The 3,080-nt window shown below is 64.1% G+C and carries 2 protein-coding genes; both read left to right on the top strand.

Annotation, left to right across the window (positions count from 1 at the left end; all coding sequences use genetic code 11):
- On the top strand, positions 1 to 2,553 hold a 2,553-nt coding region (gene pglX / locus ABZU43_RS33005), incomplete at its 5' end, for a BREX-2 system adenine-specific DNA-methyltransferase PglX (RefSeq protein WP_355010281.1).
- A gap of 198 nt (positions 2,554 to 2,751) precedes the next feature.
- A partial coding sequence (locus ABZU43_RS33000) for a hypothetical protein (protein ID WP_355010280.1) occupies positions 2,752 to 3,080 on the top strand: 329 nt, incomplete at its 3' end.

The raw sequence follows: 3,080 nt of genomic DNA, 5'->3' as shown, positions 1-3,080 counted from the left end.
TTCGCCGCGTCCGAGGGGCGGCAGGTCTTCGCGTACGAGAGCGAGGACGCCGACCTGCTCAAGGACTACCTGGCCGAGAATCAGTACACGGTGGTTGTCGGCAACCCGCCCTACATCACCGTCTCCGACAGCGCCCGCAACCAGCTCTACCGACGGTTGTACGACGCCTGTTCGGGCAAGTATGCACTGACCGTGCCGTTTGCTCAGCGCTTTTTTCAGCTGGCCAAGCGCGGTGACCACGACGGCGGCGGCGCAGGCCACGTCGGGCAGATCACCAGCAACGCCTTCACGAAACGCGAATTTGGTAAAAGGCTGATCAATCAATTCTTCGCCGGACAATCCGAGCTGGCCGAGGTCATCGACGCTTCTGGTTCATACATTCCTGGTCACGGCACGCCTACCGTTATTCTGATCGGTCGAAACCGTCTCGTCAGCCCGCGTTATAGCGGCCCAATCCGTACCATTCTCGGGGTGCGGGGCGAACCTTCAACCCCGAAAAGGCCGGCCGAGGGCCTGGTGTGGACTGCGATCGTTCGGCAAGTTGATGACCCTGGCTCCGAATCCGAGTGGGTTAGCTCAGCAGATCTCGACCGCGCCCAGCTCGCTAAACACCCATGGAGCCTGAGCGGCGGGGGCGCTAGTGACCTCATGGCAATTCTAGAGAATGAAGCGGCGGCCCGCGTATTAGAGAAAGTCCTTCGTATTGGTTTTTATGGCGTGATGGGGGCAGACGATGCGATGTCGGCTCCGCGGAACGTGTTCCTTAGAGCAGGCGCCGAGAAGTCCTGTGTGGCGCGACTGGTTACCGGTGACGAGGTTCGCGATTGGAAAGTTTCGCCGGGGGACTTTGCGTTTCATCCTTACAGCGCCGATCGAGAATTGATCAGTCTGGAGCGTATGCCCCGGCTGGCAACCCGATTCTGGCCATATCGAACCGAGCTTGGCAATCGGGCGACTTTCACGAAAGGTACATATTTCAGCGACGGCCGGCCCTGGTGGGGTTGGCACCAGCTCCCCAAGGATGTCGGAGCCCATGAATGGTCTATCGTTTACGGCGAGGTGGCAACGCACAACCACTTTGTGTTGGACCGAGGCGGGAAGGTTTTCAGGCAGACCGCGCCAGTAATCAAACTAGCGGACGGTGCAACCGAAGACGATCATTTAAGGCTAGTCGGGCTTTTGAACAGCTCGACCGCCTGTTTCTGGCTCAAGCAGGTTAGCCAGGCGAAGGCAGGCGGTGGCGTCGGTCGGGGTATGCAGGACGAGAGCTGGGAGGAGCGCTATCAGTTCAACGCCACCAAGTTGGAGCGTTTCCCGTTGCCTTCGGCGTATCCATCTGAGAGGGCGCGGGAACTGGATGGGCTGGCGCAGAGGCTGTCAAGCTTGACCCCGGCGGCGGTTGCTGCTTCGGGGGTGCCTACCCGGCAGCGACTCGCGGAGGCTGAGGCGGAGTACCGCTCGGTGCGGGCGCGGATGATCGCGCTTCAGGAGGAGTTGGACTGGGAGGTCTATCGGCACTACGGGCTCATCGACGAGGACCTAACCTGCGCGAACCCGCCGGAGTTGACATCTGGGGAGCGCGCCTTCGAGATTGTTCTATGCAGCAGTGAAGCGCAGACGGCATGGTTTGAGCGGCACGAATCCAAGCCAATCGACCGGCCGCAGCCGCACTGGCCAGCGGAGTACCGGTCCCTGGTGGAGCGGCGGATAGCCACCATCGCGTCGAATCGGCACATCGGATTGATTGAGCGGCCGGAGTGCAAGCGGCGGTGGTCACAGAAGCGGGACAAGGAGAGGTGGGGCTGGGCTGAGCAGGAGAAGGCAGCGTTGCGGGACTGGCTGCTCGACCGGTTGGAGGCGCCGGAGATATGGGTTGGGCAGCCGGCGCCGCTGTCGGTGGCGCAGCTGGCTGACCGGTTCGGCTCCGGTCAGGATTTCCGGGTGGTGCTGGAGCTGTGGGTGGGGCACGACTCCTACGACCTGACGAAGACTCTCGGCTTGTTGATCGCGGATGAGCATGTGCCCTACCTGCCGTCTCAGCGTTACAAGCCGTCGGGGCTGCGTAAGCGCGCGCAGTGGGAGCGGACCTGGGCTTTGCAGCGTCGGGAGGATGCGGGGGAGGAGGTCGAGATTGAGGTGTCCCCGAAGTACGCGTCAGCCGACTTCATCCGGTCGTCGTACTGGAAAGCGCGGGGCAAGCTCGATGTGCCGAAGGAGCGGTTCATCTCTTACCCGCAGGGGGGGCGGGACGGCGATGGCAGTGACCTGGTCGGTTGGGCCGGGTGGGACCAACTGAAGCAGGCGCAGGCGCTCGCCACCGTCTACCTCGACCGGAAGACGCAGGAGGCGTGGCCGGCGCACAGGCTGCTGCCGCTGCTCGCCGGGCTGGCTGAGATCGAGCCGTGGTTGCACCAGTGGCACTCGGGTGAGCAGCCCGGCTTCCCCGGATCGCCCGCCGAGTTCTTTACTGACTTCATCAACGCCGAGCTGTCCCAGCTCAGCTCCGACCGCTCGGCGCTGGCGCTGCTTCGCGGCGTTCCTGAGTTGCGGTAGGTCAGGTCTGGGGGGCGTCAGGTCTTGACGGCTGCCGCCTCAGGGTTTCGGGCTGGTCTCGTAAGTCGGCGGGCGGCCGCGACCATGGCACGTCGATTCTTCGAGGCGGACGCTACGGCTGGAGCGGCAACCTGAAAGGCGTGGCTGATGACGACTCGGAGTAGTGGCCGTTGCGGGGTCGGGCCTTAGGATCTGGCGGTGATCGAGCTGAAGGCGTTGCAGGCGCAGGTTAAGGCCCTGGTGGAGGATCTGCGCGGGCAGGTCGCGGAGGCGCCGGGTCTGCGGGCGGAGTTGCGTCAGGAGTATGCCCAGGCGAAGGCCGCCGAGCGGGTCGGTGGGAGCTTCGAAACGTGGCTTGACGACGTGCTGGACCAGGCGGCGGTGGCCTGGGTGCTGGGCTGCGTGTTCGTCCGGTTCTGCGAGGACAACGAACTGGTCGACGGGCTGTGGATCGGCGGCGCCGACCCGGCCGCGCCGGCCGAGCGGGCGATGCAGCACCGGCAGGCGTACCTGATTGCCAACCCCCG

Origin of the sequence: Micromonospora sp. NPDC005205 (assembly GCF_040608275.1) — a bacterium.
Lineage (GTDB): Bacteria > Actinomycetota > Actinomycetes > Mycobacteriales > Micromonosporaceae > Micromonospora.
This window is presented reverse-complemented; position numbering and strand designations above follow the sequence as displayed.